At 38.7% G+C, this 23848-nt stretch carries 19 protein-coding genes; 4 read left to right on the top strand and 15 right to left on the bottom strand.

Going from position 1 to position 23848, the window contains the following annotated elements:
* Positions 1 to 131 precede the first annotated feature (131 nt).
* The 3 genes from ACXYMX_RS14795 (at position 132) to ACXYMX_RS14785 (ending at position 4101) form a co-directional block, all read left to right on the top strand.
* Positions 132 to 764 (top strand): hypothetical protein, encoded by a 633-nt coding sequence (locus ACXYMX_RS14795; protein ID WP_459045027.1) that lies wholly within the window; start codon positions 132 to 134, stop codon positions 762 to 764.
* Entirely contained in the window at positions 761 to 2221 is a 1461-nt protein-coding gene (locus tag ACXYMX_RS14790) for a recombinase family protein (RefSeq protein ID WP_459045026.1), read from the top strand. The genes ACXYMX_RS14795 and ACXYMX_RS14790 overlap by 4 nt, the downstream gene beginning before the upstream one ends.
* A gap of 374 nt (positions 2222 to 2595) precedes the next feature.
* Complete coding sequence (locus tag ACXYMX_RS14785; protein WP_459045025.1) at positions 2596 to 4101, top strand: recombinase family protein; 1506 nt, start codon at positions 2596 to 2598, stop codon at positions 4099 to 4101.
* Here ACXYMX_RS14785 and rlmD read toward each other — a convergent pair.
* From rlmD to ACXYMX_RS14765, 4 genes are all read right to left on the bottom strand, one after another.
* Positions 4098 to 5477 (bottom strand): 23S rRNA (uracil(1939)-C(5))-methyltransferase RlmD, encoded by a 1380-nt coding sequence (rlmD, locus tag ACXYMX_RS14780; protein WP_459045024.1) that lies wholly within the window; start codon positions 5475 to 5477, stop codon positions 4098 to 4100. The genes ACXYMX_RS14785 and rlmD overlap by 4 nt on opposite strands.
* Before the next feature lie 145 nt (positions 5478 to 5622).
* Positions 5623 to 5742 carry a cytochrome bd oxidase small subunit CydS gene (cydS, locus tag ACXYMX_RS14775; RefSeq protein ID WP_459045023.1) on the bottom strand — a complete coding sequence of 40 codons (120 nt, stop codon included), beginning with the start codon at positions 5740 to 5742 and terminating at the stop codon, positions 5623 to 5625.
* Between the two features lie 15 nt (positions 5743 to 5757).
* The gene (locus tag ACXYMX_RS14770; RefSeq protein WP_459045022.1) at positions 5758 to 6783 is read right to left on the bottom strand and encodes a cytochrome d ubiquinol oxidase subunit II; all 1026 of its coding nucleotides are present in this window, start codon (positions 6781 to 6783) and stop codon (positions 5758 to 5760) included.
* Entirely contained in the window at positions 6780 to 8126 is a 1347-nt protein-coding gene (locus ACXYMX_RS14765; protein WP_459045021.1) for a cytochrome ubiquinol oxidase subunit I, read from the bottom strand. Before ACXYMX_RS14765 ends, ACXYMX_RS14770 begins: the two co-directional genes overlap by 4 nt.
* A 284-nt stretch (positions 8127 to 8410) precedes the next feature.
* Here ACXYMX_RS14765 and ACXYMX_RS14760 point away from each other — a divergent pair, with 284 nt between their 5' ends.
* A complete protein-coding gene (locus ACXYMX_RS14760) occupies positions 8411 to 8839 on the top strand; it encodes an NUDIX hydrolase (RefSeq protein ID WP_459045020.1) in 429 nt (142 codons plus the stop codon).
* A gap of 75 nt (positions 8840 to 8914) precedes the next feature.
* Here ACXYMX_RS14760 and ACXYMX_RS14755 read toward each other — a convergent pair whose 3' ends face one another.
* The 11 genes from ACXYMX_RS14755 to ACXYMX_RS14705 all read right to left on the bottom strand — a co-directional run bounded on the left by ACXYMX_RS14755 (position 8915) and on the right by ACXYMX_RS14705 (position 23817).
* Positions 8915 to 9826, bottom strand: coding sequence for a diacylglycerol kinase (locus ACXYMX_RS14755; RefSeq protein WP_459045019.1), 912 nt, complete (start codon positions 9824 to 9826; stop codon positions 8915 to 8917).
* Positions 9827 to 10036: 210 nt separating this feature from the next.
* Positions 10037 to 11467 (bottom strand): Asp-tRNA(Asn)/Glu-tRNA(Gln) amidotransferase subunit GatB, encoded by a 1431-nt coding sequence (gatB, locus tag ACXYMX_RS14750; RefSeq protein WP_459045018.1) that lies wholly within the window; start codon positions 11465 to 11467, stop codon positions 10037 to 10039.
* 2 nt (positions 11468 to 11469) lie between these two features.
* On the bottom strand, positions 11470 to 12933 hold the full coding sequence (gene gatA / locus ACXYMX_RS14745; protein ID WP_459045017.1) for an Asp-tRNA(Asn)/Glu-tRNA(Gln) amidotransferase subunit GatA: 1464 nt from the start codon (positions 12931 to 12933) through the stop codon (positions 11470 to 11472).
* 23 nt (positions 12934 to 12956) lie between these two features.
* Entirely contained in the window at positions 12957 to 13244 is a 288-nt protein-coding gene (gatC, locus tag ACXYMX_RS14740; RefSeq protein ID WP_459045016.1) for an Asp-tRNA(Asn)/Glu-tRNA(Gln) amidotransferase subunit GatC, read from the bottom strand.
* Between the two features lie 75 nt (positions 13245 to 13319).
* Positions 13320 to 14444 (bottom strand): CamS family sex pheromone protein, encoded by a 1125-nt coding sequence (locus ACXYMX_RS14735; RefSeq protein ID WP_459045015.1) that lies wholly within the window; start codon positions 14442 to 14444, stop codon positions 13320 to 13322.
* Entirely contained in the window at positions 14441 to 16462 is a 2022-nt protein-coding gene (ligA, locus tag ACXYMX_RS14730; RefSeq protein WP_459045014.1) for an NAD-dependent DNA ligase LigA, read from the bottom strand. The genes ACXYMX_RS14735 and ligA overlap by 4 nt, the downstream gene beginning before the upstream one ends.
* Before the next feature lie 22 nt (positions 16463 to 16484).
* Positions 16485 to 18710 (bottom strand): DNA helicase PcrA, encoded by a 2226-nt coding sequence (gene pcrA, locus ACXYMX_RS14725; RefSeq protein WP_459045013.1) that lies wholly within the window; start codon positions 18708 to 18710, stop codon positions 16485 to 16487.
* 48 nt (positions 18711 to 18758) lie between these two features.
* The gene (pcrB, locus tag ACXYMX_RS14720) at positions 18759 to 19457 is read right to left on the bottom strand and encodes a heptaprenylglyceryl phosphate synthase (protein ID WP_459045012.1); all 699 of its coding nucleotides are present in this window, start codon (positions 19455 to 19457) and stop codon (positions 18759 to 18761) included.
* A 106-nt stretch (positions 19458 to 19563) separates the two neighbouring features.
* Positions 19564 to 19869 (bottom strand): YerC/YecD family TrpR-related protein, encoded by a 306-nt coding sequence (locus tag ACXYMX_RS14715; RefSeq protein ID WP_459045011.1) that lies wholly within the window; start codon positions 19867 to 19869, stop codon positions 19564 to 19566.
* Positions 19870 to 19908: 39 nt separating this feature from the next.
* The gene (locus ACXYMX_RS14710) at positions 19909 to 20976 is read right to left on the bottom strand and encodes a DUF3048 domain-containing protein (protein ID WP_459045010.1); all 1068 of its coding nucleotides are present in this window, start codon (positions 20974 to 20976) and stop codon (positions 19909 to 19911) included.
* A 201-nt stretch (positions 20977 to 21177) separates the two neighbouring features.
* Entirely contained in the window at positions 21178 to 23817 is a 2640-nt protein-coding gene (locus ACXYMX_RS14705; protein WP_459045009.1) for a cation-translocating P-type ATPase, read from the bottom strand.
* Between the last annotated feature and the right edge of the window lie 31 nt (positions 23818 to 23848).

Raw genomic sequence — 23848 nt, 5'->3', positions numbered from 1 at the left:
AGCAACAGATCGAATCAAATTAGCAATGGAACAACAATCGTTAAATGTAGCTTAATTAAATCGGTTTTCTATTTTTAAAAAGCTTATAAACCATCAAGGAGCTACTTTACGCATTTTTAAAAACGTTAATTATGAAATTGATTCACTTAAAAGAACAAAACATTTATAAACCTACCTGTGGTGTTTGTGGAAATTCTATGCTTTTTAGATTCAAGCTATTAAGTGACCCCACTTACTATACTTGTTCAAGAAAACATTCAAAGGTTCATATAACAACGAAAGATTTGTCCTTAATTATAAATAGGGCATTAGAAAAAGTTATTGCAAATTTAGATGTAGTAAAACTTTTAAAAGATTCTAGTTACTACTTTAACCAAATCAACAAACAAGTCAAAGGAGAACTAAAAATACTTGCAATGAAAAAGAATAATATTCTTGAAAACATAATTTTGGAGAATGATGAAGTAATCAACTGGAGAAATCACCCACTCTATAAGGAGCTTTCTATATTAGAAGCCCAGCAAAAATCAATTTCAGAAGAAATTAGTGAAAAACAAATGCTTCTTACAGACAATAATACTCTTTCAAAATTAGTAACAGATTATTTGTATGACTGTAAGATTAGCAATCCTTTCTTTCTTAGTTCAATGTTAATTCAGAACGTATTCGTATTTCAAAATGAAGTAAATTTGGAAATCAATAAATTTGATTATATTTACGACCTTCAATCACATTATATTTTAGAAGGAGGAGATCTTCAATGAGATTAGCTTTTGGTTATATCCGGCGCTCTTCTTATAAACAACAAGATAATAATAGTGTAGAAATTCAAAAACAGCATATCCAGGAATTTGCTGCTAGAAATAAATTAAATATTCCAGATGAATTTATTTTAATTGAGGATGTAACAAGTGCTTATTCAAAAAAAGCAACTCAACGTAAAGCATTAATGAGGCTTAAAGAACAAATGATAGAAATGAAGATACCCATTCTAATCTTTCACGATGTATCAAGAATGGACAGAACAGGTTATTCATTCACCTTAGACTTTTATAGACCTTTACTTAAACTGTTACCCAATCTAGAAGTTTACACAACAAAGTCAAGTGACCCCATTGATCCAGATAGTATGGATATGAAAATGAATTTCCTTCTATCACAGCACGAATCTGAAGTGAAATCAGAACGTGCAATAGGTAGTTTAGTAAACGATTTAAATCAGGTAACACCTATACGTCCTGGTTCGAGGACACCATTTGGATATACCCAGATAAATAAAAAGTTACTTCAAAATGAAAGTGCTGAGATTGTATCATTTATCTTCTATTTATATTGTTGGGGGCATTCTTTAAAAAAAATTGCATTTCTATTAAATGAAGTGAATATTCCTTCGCCAAGGGGAAAAATATGGCGCCCAAGTACTATAGATAACATTATTAAGAATCCCGTTTATACAGGAGATTTAAATTGGAATATTCCTAAACTGAAAGATGGACAGAAAAAATATACATTTGAAAATACTCACGAACCAATTATCGATAATTTTCATCTTCAACTTCAACAAAAAAACAAAATGCTTCAAGATAATTATGGAAGAATTGATACGCCGTTTCTATTATTAAACAAAATTAAATGTCAACATTGTTATTGCATTTTGGTTACACAAAACGGTTCTACAACAAGAAACGGAAAAAGTTATTTATATCAATATTATGTGTGTAAGAATTGTAATTACAAGTTAAGCATAGACGAGGCCCACGAGAAGATAGTTCCTATGATTATGAAACGTGTCCACCAACTTATTTCAAAGCAACAAATGAAAGAACATACCCTAGAGTTTCTTAATCAAACGAACAATATAGTTGATCAGTTAATTCCAAAGACAGAAAGAAGTATCGTAAACTTGGTTGCAAAGTTAAAGTTAGCACGAGATATTGATGATCGAGAGTTGGAACTAAGTGTATCTACTATTTTAGAAAGTCATAAGAAACTATTATCTGATTATAATCATTGTAAAGGGAAAATATCCACATCTGTCCAAGCCGTAGAGTCCGATATTTACATCACACGATTTCGTGATATTTTAAAATTTCAGCTCGGCACAAATGAAAAACGACTAATTATTTTATACTTTATTGACTATATTTTAATTTCACCCCGGCAACAAACAGACATTCGATACAAGACGAATATCTTCGATGATTTGATTCCAACTAAGTAATGGATGAAAAACCGAAATTGATTGCCTGTAACTGGACAAACTACCGAACAATAAATTTTCACTATTTTAATTCATTAAGTGGTTACATTTGAATCCCTTGCTGTAAGGGATTTCTTCTATAATATGTTCGGTAGTTTGTCCATAATGGTATACCAATATGGATAGAAAACCGAAATCCTATTACTATTATGGACAGTTTACCGAAATATATACACAATACAATATCTAAGGAGAAAATAATGACTAATAATAGCCCATATATCATTCAATTATATATTCCAAAACAAACATTTAAAAAAGTTGAAAAAGGTCAATACTTGGAGAATAAACCCACCAACATCTCAACAAAAATTTACTATAGGCGGTGGTTTTAATTGAGATGTGCAATTTACGCTCGTGTTTCAACTGAATTAGATTCACAAAGGACTTCGCTTGATAATCAAATCGATATTTTCCGAAATTATGCTGCCCAGCATAATTGGGAAATCGTTGAAGTTTACACAGATAAACAATCAGGTACAAAGGGTAACCGCCCAGGCCTGAAAGCTTTAATTGAAGATGGAAAAGCAGGATTATTTGATGTTATCTTAGCTAAGGAATTATCAAGATTAGCTCGAAATGGTGGATTATCCTATGAGTTACGTGATATTTGTCGGGATTATAATATCCATATTGTCTGCTTAGATAATTCAATTAATACCGTCACTGGAAATGTGCATAACTTTGGGTTATTTGCTTGGCTTTATGAAAATGAATCCACAAATAGCAGTCGCAGAAATAAGCAGGCTAAACGGGTGAAATCTCAGCGAGGTCTTTTCATTGGTTCAAATCCTCCCTATGGATATCACAGTGATCAAGGAAAACTTATAATTAGGGAAGATGAAACACCAGAAGTAGTTCGACGTATTTATAGGAAATATCTTGCCGGAAAGGGAATGGATTCTATTGCTAAAGTTTTAACAACTGAAAAGGTTGCAACTCCATCACAAATAGCCAAAAAATCCAATGCCTCTAATCTCTGGCACGCTAGCACCATTAAAAACATACTAAATAATAGGCATTATTGTGGTGATCTTGTTCAAAATCGAACAGAAACTATCTCAGTAACAACTAGTAAGCGCCGTGATATCGATGAGGAAAAGATGATAATTCACGAAAATACTCACGAACCGATTATTGGAAGAGATATTTATCAAACTATCCAAAAAATGAGACAAGGTCGCTCACGAACAACAACTGCACCAAAAAAACATCTATTCACAAACATCATATACTGCGAGGAATGTAAAAAGAGTATGTGGTTTAAAGCTAATCAAAAAGGTTATCGCTGCGGAGGGAATATTAAGCACGGCACTACAATATGTCACAATAAAAAACCCATCAGAGAGAAAGAATTGAAACAGGTGATCATAGATGACCTTCGTTATCTGCTTCAATCTTTCCAAAATGAAGTGTTTTTGAAGAACTTACTCAGTAAGTTAAATAAGAAAAAGCAACAAATCCAAACTGAGCTTCAAGATTTAGACGCTAGAATTATTAACTTACGAAAAAAGAAATTGGAGTTTGTTAATTTATACACTGAAAAACTGATTTCAAAAGAAGAGTTAATTGAGTACAAAGATTTAACTGACGAGGACTTAAAGAATTGTGACATTTCTAAATCCCAGTTACTGAAAAAACTCGAAGAATGTACAGATCAAAATTACACAATCGATTTGCGAAGCAAATTAAGAGAGTTCCTTACTATTAATACTCTTACTCCCCAGGTATTGCATTCATTAGTGAGTAAAATCACTTGTTCAGATGATGGCAGTATCCATATTCAATACAACTTTGTAAATCCGTTTCAAGAGAAAAAGGAGGTAATAAACCCCTTTTAGGGTTTATTATCTCCTTCAAAAATAAGTAGTGAGATACACTCCACGTGACTCGAATGCGGGAACATATCCACAGGTTGAATCTCCTGCGTACGATAACCACCGTCTTCTAGTATCCGTAGATCACGTGCGAGAGTACCTGGATTGCAAGATACGTAGACAACTCGCTTTGGTTCGTATTCTAAGATTGTCTTCAGTAATTCTTCGTCGCATCCTTTTCGGGGTGGATCGACAACTAATACGTCAAATCGTTTCCCTTCTTTATACCAGTTAGGAATAACGACTTCAGCAGGACCGGCTTCGAAAAATGCATTTGTAATGCCGTTCAATTCTGCATTTCGCTTTGCATCGACAATGGCTTCTGGAACAATTTCAACACCATAGACTTCCTTCGCTTGTTGTGCGATGAAAAGTGAGATTGTACCAATCCCGCAATAGGCATCGATGACAGATTCTTCACCTGTTAGCTGTGCGTATTCAAGCGCTTGCCCGTATAGTACTTCCGTTTGTTCTGGATTTATTTGATAGAATGAACGAGCTGAAATTTCAAAGTCGATGTCTCCTATCGAGTCGACAATAACGGACTTCCCATGTAGACAAATCGTTTGATCGCCAAAAATAACATTTGTTTTCTCGCTATTTATGTTTTGCATAATTGACGTGACATTCGGTATGACTCGTTGAATAAGAGAAATAACCGCTTCTTTTTGTGGGAACTTCTTTTTGTTCGTAACAAGTACAACCATGATTTCTCCCGTCGCACGACCTTTTCGGACGATTAAATGACGCAGCATGCCACGATGTGTTTTTTCATCATATGCTTCGATACCAAGGATCTGAAGTTCATGTTTCAACGTTGTCATCAATGCGTCTGCTTCCTCACTTTGAATGAGACAGACGTCCGTGTCGACGATGTGATGCGTTCGCGTACGATAAAAACCAGATACGATTTTTCCATCCCGCTGTGCAAATGGGATTTGGGATTTATTGCGGTAACGCCAAGGGTCGTCCATACCTTTTACAGCATGCACTGGGACATGTGGCAATTTGGCAATTCGATCCATTACATCGCGAACGGATTTCTGCTTTTGAATCAGTTGTCCCTCATACGAGAGATGCTGCATTTGGCAACCTCCACACTCTGAGAATACATGACAAGGTGGTTCCACACGATTTGGTGATTTTTTCGTTACGTTAACTAAACGAGCGAAGCCGTACTTTTTCATTGTTTTGGTAACATGAATGTCAACTTCTTCTCCTGGAAGTGCTCCTGGAATGAAAAGTGGATACCCTTCCACTTTTGCCACACCTGAGCCGTCATGTGTTAAATCTTCCACAAAGACATTTAGTTGATCATTTCTATTTACAGTAAAAGACATAATTTTTTCCTCCAAAATTCATATACCTTTAGTTTACCATGCAGATCTGCTCTGGCGATATATATCCGACAATTCGCAATGGATATATATCCAAATAGTCATCCTAACAAATAAAGCAGACGCCATTAAGACGTCTGCTCTACGATTACTTCTTATTTTCAATCCGTTTCCTAACTGGACCGTCCATCGGAACCACTACAAAAGCGATTACAAGTGCGCCAATTAGGACGATAAACGGAGCATAAAACATTAGAAAGTAAGTCATCGTTTTCTTCCCCCTTTACGCATGATAATCACCTTTACCGCGCACATAGTCTTTATCAAACAAGAATAGACGCATGAGTAAGTAAAGCGATGGAATCAGTAAGCCTAGTCCCAAAATGAATACAACTATAAGCGAAATTGCCATTGCTGGATTTGTGAAACTATCGTAAATTGTCAAGTACGGGTACAGAAGATACGGATAATGGGATGCCCCGTAACCGAAGAACGCAAACACAAATTGGCCAACCAACAATAAGAAAGCCATCCCATAGTTGCGTCGCTTCCAGACAAGCCAAACCGTTCCGACAAACATTAGAAAGGACACTAAGAACATCGGCCAGAAATTTTGAATATTGCTGTAATGTTCAGGATTATGATTTCTTAATTCAAAAATAATTCCACCAGCTGTAATCATCGTCGGTAGTGACCAAATAAGCGCATACTTCCTGAGTAAATTTGCTGCCTCAAAATCTCGAGCTTTATTGGCATACCATGTTAAAAATACCGACGATATATACAAGGTAGCTGCGATACTAAGCACCACAATTGCCCACGTCAATTTGCTTGTGAATAATACCCAGTAGTCAAGTACAGGGTTGCCGTCTACCATTGTAACGAATCCACCTTCTGAAATCGTCAAAACAATCGACAACGACGCTGGTATTAACAGCCCTGCTAGCCCGTACATAAACGAATACCCTTTATGTCCACGGGCACCGTACGTCTCGAATGCATAATAGGATCCCCGTATGGCAAGCAATATTACTCCTATGCTTACGGGAACTAATAAGGTTGTTCCATAATAAAATGCTGTTTTAGGAAAGAACCCAATGATTCCAACGAAGAAAAAGACGAGGAACACATTTGTAACTTCCCAAACTGGTGACAAATAACGTTGAATAACATTTGTCAAAATGCGTTTTTTTCCTGTAATTAAACTATACGCATTGAAGAATCCTGCTCCAAAATCGATTGCTCCGACGAGTATATAGCCAAATAAGAAAACCCAGAGTACAGAAATCCCTAATATTTCGAGATTCATAATACGTCACCGCCCTTCTCCATTTCGCGGTCTTCAATTTCACGTTCAACTGGATTTTTACGGAACATTCGCCTAAGAACAACGACACTTCCGACACCAAGAACAAGATAAAGTAACGCGAACAAGACAAGCATTGTATCGACATGGGCACTTGTAGTTGCAGCATCTTCTGTTCTCATAATTCCTCTTAGAACCCATGGTTGTCGCCCGACCTCTGCCATCCACCAGCCTGCCTCAATTGCTACTAGTGATAACGGTCCTCCGAGAACGATCAACCAGCGGAACCATTTAGTCGCAACCATTTTCCACTTTAATTTAATTCCTAGTAAATACACGCCCGACAAGACCGTCATCCAAACCCCAATCGTCACCATGATGTCAAAAAGATAATGGATATAGAGTGGTGGTATTTCATCTGGCGAAAATTGGTCAAGCCCAATTACTTCAGCCGTCGGATCATTATGAGCAAGTATACTTAAAGCAAAAGGTATTTTTATCGCATACTTTACTTCTTTACCATCTAAAATACCATATAGAATGAGTGGTGCATTTTCCTCAGTTTCAAAATGCCATTCTGCTGCTGCTAATTTTTCTGGTTGATATTCGGCTAAATATTTTCCCGAGAAATCGCCTATGATTGCAGAAGCAACCGCAAAAATAAAGCCAACTTTCATCGTAAGAAATAACGCTTTTTTATGATATTCGTGATTCGATCCTTTTAATAATCTAAACGCCGCGATTGCTGCAAGGACAAAGGCCGCAGTCATATAGGACGTCGCAACAACGTGCGCCACTTTTGTCGGCATTGCGGGGTTAAACATTGCAAGAAGCGGATTTATATTAATAAGTTCACCGTTAACAATGTCAAATCCTCGTGGTGCATTCATAAACGCATTCACAATCGTAATGAATACCGCCGAAAAGGAAGCGCCCACAGCAACTGGAATGAGTAGTAAGAAATGTTTTTTCTGATTTTCAAATCGATCCCATGTGTATAAATAGATTCCTAAAAAAATAGCTTCAAAAAAGAATGCGAAGGTTTCCATAAACAGTGGCAATGCAATTACATTACCAGCTAGCTCCATAAAGTTTGGCCATAAAAGAGATAATTGTAAACCGATTGCAGTTCCAGTTACTACACCTACCGCCACCGTAATAACGAAGCCTCTCGCCCATCTTCTTGCTAGCAATATATAATGCTCATCATTTTTCTTTATCCCTACCCACTGTGCCAGCATTATCATAAGTGGGACTCCTACACCTATTGTCGCGTAAAGAATGTGGAATGATAACGTTGTTTCGGTCAATACTCTAGAAAAAAAGACTGCTTCTTCGTTTCCCAATTCAGTTCCCTCCTTTAGCCTCCAAAGATCCTTCCTATAATTGAAACTAGCATGATTCCTGCAATGGCAAAAGCAAGCCACATTAGACGTTTTTCATGTTTCTTATACATCAGGACACGTCCTTTCATGTACTATTGTTCCTCTATTCTATACCCACTATACTCCCATTTAACTCTCGAAAAACTAACAGGTCATGAATTTTTTGTGAATCAAATAAAATTATCTCTTGATAATAGTCTGAATAATGTGTATCATAGAAGAACTAGCTATTAGGATGTGAAATTATGGAAATGGAAAGAAAAGTTCTTGCTTATATCACGATTGGCGATGAACCGGATTGGAAAATTCTTGTTTTTACCCAAGAAAATCGACCTGGGACTGGTTTCCAAGTACCTGGGGGAACCATTGAGCGGGATGAACTTGTTATAGATGCGCTTTATAGGGAGATTAAAGAAGAAACAGGCATAGAACGTGAGGAACTTGAGTTAAAAGGAAAAGTAAATAAAACAAATTACTATCCGGAAAACAAAAATACAATTCATGAAAGAACAATCTTTCACCTGTCTTATATCGGTGTCCCTAGGGATTCATGGCGGCATATCGTTGAAGGTGGCGGTGGGGATGAAGGATTTGTATTTCACCTAAGTTTTGTTCCAGTTAATGAGCTACCGAAACTTTCTGCAAATCAAGACCAGGCAATTGTTCTATTATAATTATATCCTCGATTATTAACGTATATTAAAATGAAGAAGCTGTATGCGTCTAGTCCGCATACAGCTTCTTCATACTTAAACCACATTCAATTCTTTAAGTTCATCAAGTGGCGCTACCATATCTATGTGACGACAGAGATTTTCAAATGTGGCAGGCAAGACGCCTCCATATTCTCCATCTAAATTAAGTAATACTCTTGCATCTGAGGTAACGACGATTTTTTCTGCTTTACTAGCAATAACGAGCGGATCATCAAGATGCTCACCACGTATCGCTAAGGACACGATGCGAATAAATTCCGCAATGTTACACTTTTTCAAGATTAGAAGTGTAAATTTCCCGTCACTAAAATTCGATTCTGGCGCCAATTTTTCTAACCCGCCAATAGAATTTGTCAAGCCGACTAAAAACATCATCGCCTCATCATCAAATACTTCCCCATCATATTCAATACGTAAATGGGATGACTTAATAGAGGGTAACATTTCGATGCCTTTTAAGTAGTAAGCAAGCTGTCCTAATATTGTTTTCAATCTACTCGGTACATCATATGTCAATTCTGTCATCCGACCACCACCTGCAATATTGATAAAGTGGCGTCCATTCATCAACCCTACATCCACAGGTACTGTTTTTCCTTCTATAATGATATCCAATGCATCTTCAACATCACGTGGAATACGCAAAGCACGTGCAAAATCATTTGTAGTTCCCATAGGAATCAGGCCGACTTTGGGTCGTTTTTCAAACTCGCTTACACCTGCAATCACTTCGTTTAATGTTCCATCGCCACCAGCCGCGACAATTAGATCGAACTCTCGCTCAACCGCTTTCTTAGCCGCCACGGTAGCATCTCCCTCACTAGTGGTTGCGTGGCAGGACGTTTCATACCCAGCTACTTCTAATCGTTCTAGTACTTCACTAATATGTTTTCGGAACGCTTCCCGACCTGCTGTTGGATTATAAATTACTCGTGCACGTTTCATAGCGTTGTCCCTTTCTTTAAATCTTTTTTATCACACTTCTTCTTTACAGTATGACGATTTAAAAGTTCTATTCGTTCCACCAGATACTATAATTGTACGTTTTATAATGCTTTGAATCAAATTTATGCTTTGCCAATTTTGGTTTGAATATTTCTATTTAAGCTCATTAAAAAGCGTTCGTTATTTACACAACGAACGCCTCTTGTTCTATTATCGCTTTTCAATTTCTTCGACTAGAATTTTATTGACAAGTGGTGGATTGGCTTGTCCTTTAGATGCTTTCATTACTTGTCCTACAAGGAACCCAATTGCTCGACTTTTTCCTTCTTTATAGTCAAGAATCGATTGTTCGTTTGCATCAAGTATTTCAGAAACCATTGTGCGGAGTGTACCTTCATCAGAAATTTGAACCAAGCCTTTTTCTTTGACGATATCATTCGCATTGCCGCCTTCTTCAATCAATTCTTTAAATACTTTTTTAGCAATTTTAGTTGAAATTGTTCCGTCTGAAATCAACTTAATCATACTTGTTAGTCCTTCAGCTGTTAAAGCTGTTTCATGCAATTCTTTTTGTTCGGCATTAAGATATGCAGACACTTCACCCATCAACCAGTTAGAAGCTAATTTTGCATCAGCACCTGCTTTTACAGTTGCCTCAAAGAAATCAGACATTTCTTTCGTTAACGTTAAAACCATTGCGTCATATGCAGGTAAATCTAAGTCATTCATATATCTTTCTTTACGTGCATCCGGCAGTTCTGGAATCTCGGCACGAACGCGAGCTTGCCACTCTTCGTCGATATGAATATCTGTTAAGTCTGGGTCAGGAAGAAAACGATAATCATTTGCTTCACCTTTTATGCGCATCAGTGTCGTTTTACCTGTTGCTTCTTCATAGCGACGCGTTTCTTGATCAACTTTTCCTCCTGAGAGCAAGATGGTCTTCTGTCTTTCTACTTCGATTCCAATTCCACGACGTACAAAGTTAAATGAGTTTAGGTTTTTAAGTTCTGTTTTTGTACCAAATTTCTCTTGTCCGAATGGACGAATTGAAATATTAGCATCACAACGTAATGAACCTTCCTCCATGCGGCAATCAGAAACTCCTGTGTATTGGATGATTGCTTTTAACTTTTCGAGAAATGCATACGCTTCTTCTGGTGAACGTACATCAGCTTCAGTAACGATTTCAATAAGTGGTGTTCCTTGCCTGTTTAAATCGACAAGTGAGTACCCATTGTCCGTATGAGTAAGCTTCCCTGCATCTTCTTCCAGGTGAACGCGCTCGATACGAATTTTCTTCTTTATACCATCCACTTCTATCTCTACCCAACCATTTTTACCAATCGGGCGGACGTCTTGTGAAATTTGGTAGGCTTTTGGATTGTCCGGATAAAAATAATGTTTACGGTCAAAATGCATAATTGGTGAAATTTCACAATTAAGAGCCATTGAAGCCTTCATCCCAAAATCGACGACTTCTTTGTTCAATACAGGTAACACACCTGGATAAGCCAAGTCGGTCACATGGATATTAGCATTTGGTTCTGCACCGAAATGAGAAGGTGCTGGTGAAAATATTTTTGTATCCGTTTTGAGTTCAACGTGTACTTCAAGTCCAACGACTGTTTCGAAGTTCATAATTATTTCCCCTCCCAAATGGCGGGAGTTTGTGTATGAAAATCAGTTGCTTTTTCATACGCATGCGCCACTTTATAAATTGTTGCCTCATCAAAATGTTTTCCAATTATTTGCAATCCAAGTGGTAAGCCTTCAGAAAATCCACATGGAATCGAAATTGCCGGTACGCCTGCAAGGTTTACAGGAACTGTTAACACATCATTTGTATATACCATCAGTGGGTCTTCAATTTTTTCACCAATTTTAAATGCTGGTGTAGGTGTTGTTGGTCCAATAATGACATCATACTTTGCGAATACATTTGCAAAGTCTTGTGTAATTAGTGTTCTTACTTGCTGCGATTTTTCAAAATACGTTTCGTAATGACCGGCGCTTAAAGTATACGTACCAAGTAAAATACGTCGTTTAACTTCTTCACCAAATCCTTCACCACGTGACTTTCTATATAATTCTTGCAGATCTTGTGCATTTTCCGTACGGAAACCATAATGAACGCCATCAAAACGCGATAAATTGGATGATGCTTCAGCTGACGATATTAAATAATAAGCTGGGAGTGCATAACTTGAATGCGGAAGAGACACTTCTTCCCATGTTGCACCAAGAGACTCCAGTACTTTTAGCGCTTCTAAAACTGCATTCTTCACATCAGGGCTAACGCCTTCACCCATATATTCTTTTGGTACTCCTATTTTCAATCCTTTAACATCGCCTGTTAGAGAACTTAGGTAGTTTGGAACTTCCATTGAAGAGGTTAAGGAATCCCTCGAATCTAAACCTGCAATTGCGTTCAGTAAAAGTGCATTATCTTCTACGTTTCTAGTTATCGGGCCAACCTGATCAAGAGAAGAGCCAAAAGCTACTAGTCCTAGACGTGAAACACGTCCATAAGTAGGTTTCATACCTACTACGCCGCAATATGAAGCCGGCTGTCGTACGGAACCTCCAGTATCTGAACCTAGGGAGAAGAGGACTTCTCCTGCAGCTACAGCAGCCGCAGATCCACCTGAAGAACCGCCTGGAACATGATTTAGGTTCCATGGATTGTATGTTTTATGGAATACAGATGATTCTGTTGATGAACCCATTGCAAACTCATCCATATTTAACTTACCGATATTTACCATGCCTGCACTATTTACTTTATCAACAACCGTTGCATTATAAACTGGCATAAAATCTTCAAGCATACGGCTTGCACATGTTGTCAATATTCCTTTTGTAACAATGTTATCTTTTATTCCAATCGGTAAACCAAATAATGGTCCTCGATCGTCCATAGGCTGCTTATCTAACTCTTCAGCATGAGCGAGAGCTCCTTCTTTATTCACCGCAAGGAAAGCTTGTACATCGCCATCTAATTTTTCTACACGATTCAATGATTCTTCCGTGATTTCTTTAACAGACAGCTCACGGTTATGTAACAGCGTTTGAAGTTCTGCTGCTGTTTTCTTTAATAACGTCATTTTTTTTCCTCCCCAATCATTCCTTAAAGAATAGATGGAACTAAAATTTGCCCATCCTTATGCTCTTTCACATTTAGCAACATTTCATCACGGTCCAAAACATCACTTGGTACGTCTTCACGCATAACATTAATTAATTCAAGACCATGTGTCATTGGCGTAACACCTTCTGTATTAAGATCAGTTAAAGCATCTGCTAAACTAATAATTCCAGAGAGGTGCTGTGCATAGCTTTCTGCTTCTTCATCAGATATTGTTAAGTGCGCTTTATATGCAACAATTTTCATTTCTTCGTTCGTAATAACAGTCATTTAATATCCTCCTCATCTTTCCGTTCGTGCTTTATATCATACCACCTAAGAAAAAGGTTGAAAAGCTATACTATACTAATAGCCATATACATGTACATATGGTTCATTTTTTCCAGGCTCTTTTACAATAAGTGCCTCTGGTCCATTTACGGATGTAATACTTACTTCTGTTAATACATCTGAAAAGTATTTGGATACAAGACCCGTCATATATTGGGTAAAGCCGATGGTTTCACTCGTCCCAAAAAACTGAATAGGCACTTCAATTTGAAGTGACTTAAGCGTTCCATCTTTATATAGCCCCCTACCAATCATATTGACGAAACTCGGGAAATAAGCATCTGTTGCATGCTTAAAGTTTCCAAATGCTGTATCTGTCTCTCTATATTTCTCATCATTCGTTGCCGATGGAAACAGCACATATTCTTCATCAATAACTTTCCACCCAGATAATGCAGCTTTTCCTTTTTCAGCGACCGCAGTCCCAAAATAAGTACCAGGAATAATCGAGTTCCGACTTTCTTGTTTAAATAAGCCAATCACAATCGGTACATCTGAAAGTCCTTCTTTCATTCGTAAGCGTCGAATAATTTCTTCGCCCATTTTCATTCCTTCTTCTTCTAGAACATCGTCAGAAATGTTGGTTTCTGCTCCACTTCTCGAATAATGAATGGAATTTAATGTGAGTCCAATCGAAACACCCGCAAGCTGAACCTTCTTCTCATCCGTTAAGACAAGGTAATTTTGCTCGACAATTCGTGAAAGATAGCTTGGGGCAATTTCAGCAATTTCGGCTTCAGTCATTTCACTTGTTGTTGGGGGGTTTAACCCTTCTTCATTATCTTCCGATTGTCTACCAATCCAAGATCTAGCCGTTTTTTCATCGATGTATTGCCCTTCTTGAAAAAAATGATCTTTAGAATCAAACGTTTGAAGGGAAATGCGAAGCAACCCCTCTTCTGCTTCTTTTACATCGTACTTCGTATTCGAAAATCCGCTATATCCATGACTTGCTCCTTTTTTAAAGGGCAACAGCATTCGATAATATTCATCTTTAATCTGTGCTTCCGGAATGATTACCATTTCTTCTACACTTTCTTCGTTATCCTGAATTACTTCATCTTTTTCATCACTTGAAGGGAGACAACCATTTAACAGTAAAGCCATTGAAAGTCCTACGATTATACAAAACTTTTTCATTCGGAAGACTCCTTTTCATCCAGCGCTTCAATTAATTGCGCTTCGTTCCAGACTGTAATTTCAAGTTCTTCCGCACGGATTAATTTTGAACCTGCATCTTCACCTGCAATCACTAGATCTGTTTTTTTACTTACACTTCCACTCACTTTTCCACCAAGTGCTTCGATTTTCTTTTTCGCATCGCCACGAGTTAATATTTCTAATTTCCCCGTCAACACGACAGTTTTATCTACAAATATGCCTTCCTCAGGGACATCTTGCTTCGATAAACCTTTATATTTCATATTTACACCATAAGACTCCAATTTTCTAAGCACTTCCAGAACATCTTCGTTGCTAAAATAAGTCGTAATCGAAGCTGCCACTTTATCGCCGATTTCATGAATCGATGTCAATTTTTCAGCATCTGCTTTTATGAGCGCTTCCAGTGTACCGAATTCTTCTGAAAGTATTTGTGCAGCTTTTTCCCCAACATGACGAATTCCAAGGCCAAACAACATTTTCTCAAGGGAATTTTCTTTAGATTGTTCAATTGCTGCAAGTAAGTTTGAAACGGATTTTTCACCCATTCGTTCCAATTCAATTAATTGTTCCGTAGTAAGGGTATATAAATCTGAAACATCTTGCACAAGATTCGCTTCGTACAATTGCTCGACAACACGTTCACCAACGCCCTCAATATTCATCGCATTGCGTGAAACAAAGTGAATGATTGCTTCTTTCATTTGCGCAGGACATTTCGGATTGACGCAGCGAAGCGCAACTTCACCTTCAATACGGATCAACTCTGAATCACATTTTGGACATTGCTTTGGCATATTAAACGGTTCTTCATCGCCTGTTCGATTTTCTACTATCGGTGCAACAACTTCTGGAATGATATCTCCAGCTTTTCGGATGATAACCGTATCGCCAATTCGAATGTCTTTCTCTTTTATTAAATCCTCATTATGAAGTGAGGCACGTCCGACCATTGAGCCGTCGACAAGGATGGGTTCTAATATAGCTGTTGGTGTGATTACACCCGTCCGTCCTACACTTAACTCAATATCGACTAATTTTGTCACTGCTTCTTCAGCAGGGAATTTGAAAGCTATCGCCCACTTAGGACTTCTAGCTGTATAGCCCAATTGCTCTTGATCCTCAAACAGATTTACTTTAACAACGATGCCATCAATATCGTAGTCCAGGTCCTTGCGTTTTTCTGTCCATTCCTCGATATATTCGAGTACTTCATCGATCGTAGAGCATTGCCTACGTTCCTTATTCGTTTTAAAGTGGAGTTCTTCTAGATAGTTTAACGCATCCGAATGGCTATCGAGACCATATTCAGTCGCATCACCTGCAATGCCGTAAACAAACATCGATAAGTTACGACTTGCCGCAATCTTAGGATCCAGTTGGCGAAGTGAACCCGCCGCCGCATTCCGCGGATTCATAAACGGATCTTCCCCAGCTTCATCACGACTTTCATTTAACTTTACGAAAGATTGCTTTGGCATATAGGCCTCGCCGCGTACTTCAATTGAAATTGGTTCCTTGAGTCTTAGCGGAATTGCCTGCACCGTCTTTAAATTTGCGGTAATATCCTCGCCAATTGAACCGTCTCCTCTAGTTGAGCCCTGTGTAAGTTGTCCATCCACATAATTCAAAGATATCGCTAGACCATCGATTTTCAATTCACAAATATAAGAGACATTAGAACTTGTAGCTGCTTGAACACGTTTGTCAAAATCCCTAAGATCATCTTCGTTAAATGCGTTCGACAAACTTAACATTGGGTACGTATGTGTCACTTTTCCATAGCCCGAAAGAATTTCACCGCCGACTCTCTTTGTAGGAGAATCCTCGTACACAAGCTCTGGAAATTCTGACTCGATGGCTACTAGCTCTTGAAAGTATTCATCATACAGCGAATCGGGAACAAGTGGTTTATCAAGAACATAATAGGCATGACCGTATTGATGAAGAAGTGCATTCAATTCTTCTACTCGATTCACGCGTTCGATTTTATTCATTCATTGTTTCCTCCTTGGTGAATTAAGCTTTTTCGATTGGTGCAAATTTTGCGAGTAGCCTTTTAACACCTACCGGACTAGGAAATGCGATGTCCAACTCGACATCATCCCCGCTTCCTTTTACGCTGACAACCAATCCTTGTCCCCACTTCTTATGCATTGCCTTATCACCAGGATTCCATCCCATTTTCTCTCCACCACTTGTTTTATATACTGGCTTCTTGACAGCCGGTCGAACAGGGGCAGTGGTTCGAGAACGTGGTGAACTTCCGATTGAAAAGCTGTTATCTTCAGACACAAGCTCTTTGATATCTTCTGATATTTCTCGAATGAACCGGGAAGGGCTATTGTAACTGGCTCGTCCATAAAGCGTACGATATCTTGCTGAAGATAAATACAGTTTTTGTTCCGCGCGGGTGATTCCAACGTATGCAAGGCGTCTTTCCTCTTCCATTTCTTCATCGTCACCCATTGACCGTGAGTGTGGGAAGACATTCTCTTCCATCCCGATAATAAACACAACTGGAAATTCGAGTCCTTTTGCTGCGTGCATTGTCATTAGAACAACTTTTTCTGTATTTTTATTCTCATCTTTATCTAACGAATCAATATCTGAAATTAAGGCTAAGTCGGTTAAGAAAGCGACGAGTGACTTATCATCCGAGTGTTCTTCAAATGTATTTGTAACGGATAGAAACTCCTCAATATTTTCTAGGCGACTTTCTGACTCAATTGATTTTTCACGATTTAACATTTCACGGTAGCCGGTTTTATCGAGTACTTCTTCGACTAGTTCAGAAACGGATAAATAATTTTGCATTTCCGTAAATGCATCTATTAAATCACGAAACTTCGCTACTTCGTTTGCTGCACGCGGGGTTAACCCCATAAAATCAATTTCTCTGAGAGCGTCAAAAATTGTGCGGTCATGTTCAATAGCAAATCGTGCCATTCGGTCAAATGATGTAGCACCAATACTTCGCTTCGGTTCATTGATGATACGTGCAAGTGCCAAGTCATCCGAATTGTTCGCAATGAGGCGCAAGTAGGCTAGGAGATCTTTGATTTCTTTACGTTCATAGAACTTTGTCCCACCAACGATTGTATAATCCAGATTCGATTTTAAAAGGTACTCCTCAATTACACGTGATTGAGCATTCGTCCGATATAAAATAGCGAACTGATCTAGTTTTAAATTGCTTTCTTGACGTAATTCTAAAATTTTACCCACAACAAATTGAGATTCATCTTTTTCGTCTCTTGCTTGGTAAACGAAAATCGATTCACCTTCATCATTGTCTGTCCGCAGCTTTTTATCATAGCGACTTGTGTTGTTCGTAATGACGTCATTCGCTGCCTGAAGGATTCGTTTCGTTGAGCGATAGTTCTGTTCGAGCATAATCACTTCAGCATCTTTATAATCTTTTTCGAAAGACAAGATATTGCCGATGTCTGCACCACGCCACCTGTATATGGATTGGTCAGAGTCTCCTACAACGCATAAGTTTTTAAACTTGTTGGCGAGCATATTCACCAATCTGTATTGTGCATTGTTTGTATCCTGGTATTCATCGACATGAATGTATTGGAATTTATTTTGATAGTATTCGAGTACATCAGGAACGCGTTCAAACAGAACAAGTGTCATCATAATTAAATCATCGAAGTCGAAAGATTGATTTTGACGCAACTTCTTGGCATAGCCGTCATATACATCCGCAATTGTTTTTGCATAAGGATTCATGGGATTCAGTTGACCACGATACGTCTCTGCGTCGATGCATTCATTTTTCGCAGAACTAATCGCATTTAACATTGCCCGCGCATCATGTTTCTTCGGATCCAAATTCAATTGCTTCAATACGCCTCGGACAACGGATAGTTGGTCCGCTGAATCAAGAATTGAAAACGATTTAGATATGCCAAGTCGATCTACATTTCTACGAAGTATGCGAACGCACATTGAGTGAAACGTAGAGACCCACATCCGTTCTCCCGTCCCAGCACCCAATAGGCCGTCGATTCGATCTCTCATTTCACGTGCCGCTTTATTTGTAAAGGTTATGGCCAATATATTCGAAGGATAGATTTGTTTTTCTACTACGAGATAAGCTATTCTGTGCGTTAGTACACGTGTTTTACCAGAACCTGCACCTGCCATTATTAACAAAGCACCTTCTGTTTTCTTCACTGCCCTGGCCTGTTCAGGGTTCATTCCTGCAAGTAAACCTTCTGCAATTTGATTCATTGTATTTTATACCGCCTCTCCAAACGCCTGTTCTTTATTATAATTGATTTATGCTTGTAATGAAACAGATTTCACTGCATCTACCGTTGAAAGAGCGGCTTTGAAATTATCATAAATGACGTTACCTACAATAATTGTATGTGCAATTTCTGCCATTGTTTTGGCATCTTCAGCGTTCCGAATTCCACCGCCATAAAACAACCTCGTTTTTTCAAGCACTCTTGAGGCGGCCCGAACAACTTCAGGATCGCCAAATGTACCGCTATATTCGAGATAAAAGATTGGCAACTTGAATAAATGCTCAGCCATTCGTGCGTAAGCAATCACATCTTCTTTATCCGGGATTTCAGATACGCCTGTTAACTCGGCTACCTTACAATCCGGGTTCAAAACACAATAACCTTCCGTAAAAATTTCGTCCCAGTTCATCATATGTCCATATTCACGAAGAGCCTCATGATGGATTCCATTTATCCATTCGATCTTTGTTGAATTAAGCACGGTTGGAATAAAGTAATTATCAAATCCAGGTGTAATCGAATCCACTGTGGATACTTCTAACGCAATTGGAACTGCATATCTTCGAATTCGAACGAGTAAATCTAATACGTTGTCGATTGTGACCCCGTCTGTCCCTCCAACAATAATTCCATCTGTTCCCGATTCTGCAAGCAGTTCAATTTCTTCATCTGTCACAGTTTTAGCCGGGTCTAATTTAAAGGCATGACGCCAATTTGTAAAATCCATGTTCAACCACCTACTCTTTTTATCTACGTCCTTATATTATAGCAAAAAAACCGAGCGGATACTTTCTCCACACGGTTCTAAGTCGATAATTTTATTATATAAGATATTATTCTTCGTTTAGCTCTGGATGAAGGCGATGAAGTATTTTATTATAGCCGCCCGATCCATAATCTACGCACCGTCGGATGCGTGATATTGTAGCCGTGCTTGCGCCAGTTTCATGTTGAATCGTGTCATAGGTCTTTTTTAACTTAAGCATATGCGCTACTTCTAGTCTCTGAGCCAGTGACTGGATTTCACTAATTGTACATAAATCATCAAATAACTCATAACACTCATCCAGATTCTTTAATTCAAGTATCGCCGTAAATAACTGATCTGTCTGATGTCCACGAATTTTATCAATTTGCATACTTCTCCCCCTCTCTGAAGATTATCTATCCTATCAAGGTCAATAAGAGACTACCGTATCCAAACCGGGCTGCGTCGGAATCATATGTATCCATGTTTTCCCCGGAACTAGTTTCGCAGCATCTCCATTTTCCATTGGTGTAAGAATCCCATCTACGTTTTCCCACATAATTTCTTTCACAACACCTGCCTGAAAGAGAAGCCCTTTACCCCCAGATTCGAGATTTACTGCTTGCCTTCCAACATCATCAACTGTTTTATGTTCTGCTTCGAACACAAGAACATTCGATAAAGCAACTTCTGCGTCGTTTGCTTTATCAATTGTCACAACATCAGCTACAGAACGACCATAAGTTCCCTGCTGCTCGTTATAAACGTAAACGCTTGTAAAAGTAGGATGTATGCCATTTCGAACTTCCATCGTCTTTGCACTTTCCCCTAGTTTAGCACTTTCAATGGAATCATGGAAAGAAAGCATCGGCATTTTGGATAATTCCATAGTTGCATTCGTTTTTTCTGCTCCTGCAAGCATGTTCTCTCCAGTAATATAAGAATTATGTGGCGCTTTTCGATCACTTGAACGTTTAAATAGCGTTCCGTCATATTTCATGCCATTTACGTGATCAACATAGCCGCTTTGTAGTAATGCCAACGCATCTGGGCTATAGCCATGTGCTACGTAAAATGCATCCAATCCTTTTGCCATAAATATAAAATAGTCTCTTGCACTTCGAATCGGTCCAATATTCTGTTCAGGCAGTGTACTTTGGTATAATGCTAGCAGTCTAGTCACTTTACCTTCAGCAAGAAACTCATAGACGATATCTGCGTCGCTTATCCCTGACTGTGGTCGTGCCAATGGATGGTTGTTAATTGTCGCGAGTATTGGTCGCTGAGTCGCTTCCGTTTCGATCGGTAATCCCGTAAATGGGGCCGTGAATTCTGAAAATGCCTCGTCTTGTTCTTCTTCTGCTAGTTCACCTGCTTCAACTATGTCAACTTTCGGTGGCAATGGTTCAGGTGATTCAGCCTGCTCTTCTTTCGAACACGCCGCTAATAGTAAAAATGTTAGCCCTACTACTCCACATACATTCAGAATTCTTTTCAACTAACTCTCCTGCCTTTCATAAAAGGTACAAAACAATCTGTCATTTAGCAATCGTTATTCATTCGACCATTTTCATACTATTTATCCTAGCATAGCAGCGCTGAAATAAATAGAGAGTAAGAAAATTCTGATAAAAAGTTTTCATTTGTTCGTGTTCGTCTATTTTGGAATCCCCCCAGGAATCCAGGATTGCCCAAAAGTTTACTTTCTAACTAACTTAACTACTTCATTCATAACAAGAGGTATGATACTTAGTCCTGAAATAAGTAGCCAATCCGAAAGCCCTAAAGAATGCACACTAAACAGTTTGGCAATAGGTCCAATTGAAACAATTGCGACTTGTAACCCAACACCCAATACTATGGAATAGATCAAGAATTTATTTTTAAAGATACCTGCTTTGAAAACCGACCGATTCATTGACCTGAAATTCAGTGAATGCACTAATTGAGAAAAACTCAATGCCAAAAATGCCATCGTTTGGCCATGCATGATTGCAACATCAGAAATACTTTGTGATCCTAAAGACCAAATACTTCCCTCAAATGCTCCTGATGAATAAACACCTATCACAAAAGCAACCAATGTAATAGCACCTATTAAGAGTCCATTTAACAATAAAAATGGAAGCATACCACGAAATATTGTTTCATCACGATGACGTGGTTTTTCGTTCATAACGTCTGCTTCTTCAGGGTCTACACCAAGTGAAAGTGCTGGGAATGAATCTGTCACTAGGTTTATCCATAGAATATGAACGGGACGAAGAATTACAGGCCAACCTAGAAGGATTGCTGTAAACAGTGCAATAATCTCACCTAAATTACAAGATAATAAGAAGATAATCGACTTTTTAATGTTGCGATAAATCGTCCGACCTTCTTCGACTGCTTTAACAATTGAGCCGAAATTGTCATCCGTCAAAATCATATCCGAAGCACCTTTGGCCACATCCGTACCCGTAATACCCATTGCAACACCGATATCTGCCGTCTTTAATGATGGTGCATCGTTCACGCCGTCCCCCGTCATCGAAACTGTATTTCCTCTAGTTTTAAGCGCTTGAACAATTCTCACTTTATGTTCAGGGGAAACGCGGGCGTATACATTCGTATGTCCGCTTTTTTCAACCAATTGTTCCTGCGTCAGCGAATCGAGAACTTTACCATCGATCACTTCTGCTTTTTCAACTGCAATACCAAGTTCTTCAGCAATCGCAAACGCGGTATCTCGGTGGTCTCCGGTAATCATTACAGTTCGGATCCCTGCTTTTTTTGTTACTTGAATCGCTTCTTTTACTTCTTCACGAGGTGGGTCAATCATCCCAACAAGACCAATGAATATTAAACCTTCTTCAATACTCTCTCGATTTTTCAACTGATCTTGTTCAACTTTTTTATAAGCAGACGCCAAAACACGTAACGCCGCATTCGACATTTTCGAAGCGTGTTCCACAATCAACTGTTGGATATCCTCGTTGAGAGGCTTAGTGCCATCAGCCGTTTCGTAATGTGTACATTTTACTAACAGTCTATCAATCGCACCTTTTGTATGAATATATGACATCCCATTATACTCATTTATTGTCGTCATCATTTTCCGATTTGAATCAAAAGGGATTTCATCAATTCGAGGATAGTTCGCATCTAGCTTAATCTTTGTACTACCAAATTGCTCGGCAGCAATAAGTAGGGCTACTTCAGTTGGATCCCCTGTTTCGATTCCGTTTGAATAAGTCGCATCGTTACATAATGTAATGTTTTCAAATAGTAGTTGGTGTACATGGTTATCTACTTTTGCTTCTTTCAAATCATATGATGCATTGTCAACAAAAAACTTCGTTACTGTCATTTTATTTTGCGTTAGCGTTCCTGTTTTATCGGAACAAATAACATCTACTGACCCTAGTGCCTCGACTGCAGGCAACTTTCTTATAATGACATTTCGCTTACTCATCCGTTGGACACCAATCGCGAGAACGATCGAGACAATTGCTGGCATGCCTTCAGGAATTGCAGCTACTGCAAGACTGACAGACAGCATGAACATTTCCAGTACTTCACGTCCCTGAAGAATTCCAATACCAAATATCAAAATACAAATGAGCATCGCTGCAATACCTAACTGTTTACCTAATTGAGCCAGCTTTTTTTGAAGTGGTGTATCGTTATCCGATTCTTTATCCAGCATAGCCGCCACTTTACCGATTTCGGTTGTCATTCCAGTTGCAATAGCGATACCCGTCGCACGCCCATATGTCGTAAGTGTAGACATGAATGCCATGTTTTTCTGGTCTCCGATTGGCAATGTACGATTTCCTGGAAAGTCAGCATCCTTATCTACAGGCACCGATTCCCCTGTTAATGCCGCCTCATCAACTTTTAAATTGGCCGTTTTAATCAGCTGAATATCGCATGGTACATATCTACCCGCATCAAGTACGACTACATCTCCGGGAACGACTTCTTCAGAGGGAATTTCCATCTGCTCTCCATCCCTAAGTACAAGTGCTTTCGGCGTTGACATATTCTTCAAAGCTTCTAACGCCTCTTCTGCTTTCGATTCTTGAATGACACCAACTACCGCATTGATGACGACGACCAGCCCTATAATGACTGAGTCTACTAGTTCTCCGAGCAATCCAGATATAACTGCAGCAACAATCAATACATAAATAAGAACGTTGTTAATCTGTGAGAAAATCCGAACTAGAAGTGACCTACCTTTTGTCCCCTGCAACTTGTTCTCGCCGTATTTCTCCAATCTCTTACGTGCTTCTACTTCACTTAATCCAACCATTGGATCTGTTGCCATCCATTGCTCATTGTTTTCTGATTGCATGTTGTCTTCTCTCCCCTAGGGTGGTAGATAT

This window comes from Sporosarcina sp. CAU 1771 (assembly GCF_054482775.1).
The sequence above is the reverse complement of the archived record's forward strand: the minus strand, read 5'-3'. Positions and strand labels throughout refer to the sequence as shown.

Coding starts and splice junctions, on each gene's coding strand:
- ACXYMX_RS14795 (WP_459045027.1), top strand. CDS start 132: ATGAAATTGATTCACTTAAAAGAACAAAACATTTATAAACCTACCTGT.
- ACXYMX_RS14790 (WP_459045026.1), top strand. CDS start 761: ATGAGATTAGCTTTTGGTTATATCCGGCGCTCTTCTTATAAACAACAA.
- pcrB (WP_459045012.1), bottom strand. CDS start 19,457: ATGGATTTTACAAATTGGCGTCATGCCTTTAAATTAGACCCGGCTAAA.
- gatA (WP_459045017.1), bottom strand. CDS start 12,933: ATGACGTTATTAAAGAAAACAGCAGCAGAACTTCAAACGCTGTTACAT.
- ACXYMX_RS14755 (WP_459045019.1), bottom strand. CDS start 9,826: ATGAAACGTGCACGAGTAATTTATAATCCAACAGCAGGTCGGGAAGCG.
- ACXYMX_RS14770 (WP_459045022.1), bottom strand. CDS start 6,783: ATGAATCTCGAAATATTAGGGATTTCTGTACTCTGGGTTTTCTTATTT.
- rlmD (WP_459045024.1), bottom strand. CDS start 5,477: ATGTCTTTTACTGTAAATAGAAATGATCAACTAAATGTCTTTGTGGAA.
- ACXYMX_RS14705 (WP_459045009.1), bottom strand. CDS start 23,817: ATGCAATCAGAAAACAATGAGCAATGGATGGCAACAGATCCAATGGTT.
- pcrA (WP_459045013.1), bottom strand. CDS start 18,710: ATGAATCAAATTGCAGAAGGTTTACTTGCAGGAATGAACCCTGAACAG.
- gatC (WP_459045016.1), bottom strand. CDS start 13,244: ATGACTGTTATTACGAACGAAGAAATGAAAATTGTTGCATATAAAGCG.
- gatB (WP_459045018.1), bottom strand. CDS start 11,467: ATGAACTTCGAAACAGTCGTTGGACTTGAAGTACACGTTGAACTCAAA.
- cydS (WP_459045023.1), bottom strand. CDS start 5,742: ATGACTTACTTTCTAATGTTTTATGCTCCGTTTATCGTCCTAATTGGC.
- ACXYMX_RS14760 (WP_459045020.1), top strand. CDS start 8,411: ATGGAAATGGAAAGAAAAGTTCTTGCTTATATCACGATTGGCGATGAA.
- ACXYMX_RS14715 (WP_459045011.1), bottom strand. CDS start 19,869: ATGCAAATTGATAAAATTCGTGGACATCAGACAGATCAGTTATTTACG.
- ACXYMX_RS14735 (WP_459045015.1), bottom strand. CDS start 14,444: ATGAAAAAGTTTTGTATAATCGTAGGACTTTCAATGGCTTTACTGTTA.
- ligA (WP_459045014.1), bottom strand. CDS start 16,462: ATGAATAAAATCGAACGCGTGAATCGAGTAGAAGAATTGAATGCACTT.